This is a genomic window from Streptomyces sp. AC627_RSS907, assembly GCF_019049165.1.
Map to the genome: position 1 here is coordinate 1 of NZ_JAGMUE010001124.1, position 597 is coordinate 597.

At 67.5% G+C, this 597-nt stretch carries 1 pseudogene; it reads left to right on the forward strand.

From position 1 onward, the window contains the following. A pseudogene (locus tag KUM32_RS44525) lies at window positions 1-597 on the forward strand (integrase); the annotation flags it as partial.

Consider the following 597-nt stretch of genomic DNA (forward strand, 5'->3'; position numbering starts at 1 on the left):
GCGCCAAGCTGATCACTGCCGCGCGCGACGGCGAACCGTTTGATCCACGGACGGGTCTGCCAGCCTCCGAGCTCCGGGCCCTGAAGCAGCGCACCACTTGGTATGCCTTGGCGAGGGAGTACATCGAGCAGCGGTGGGACCGGACACCGGGAAACACGCGCCGCACGCTTGCCGACGCCCTGGCCACCATCACCCCGGCCTTTGTCGAGCCAGGGGCCGTGCCGCAGGCGCCTCGCGTGCTGCGGCGGGCGCTGTACTCCTGGGCATTCAACAAGAACGCCTGGAGAATCGATCCTCCGGAGGAGTGGCAGGTCGCACTGGACTGGTTGCAGCGTCACTCGCTGCCCGTCAGTGAGTTGGAGGAACCCGACGCGCTGCGCCGGGGGCTCGATGCGCTGTGCCGCAAGCTCGATGGAACGGCCGCTGCCGCGAAGACGGTGAAGCGCAAGAGGGCCGCCGTCAATGAAGTCTTTGCAGTGGCGGTCGAACGCGGTTACTTCAACCAGAACCCGCTGAACGGGCTTCGTTGGTCCGCGCCTGAGGTCGCCGACGAAGTCGATCCCGACTGCGTGCCGAACCCGGCTCAGGTCGCACGGC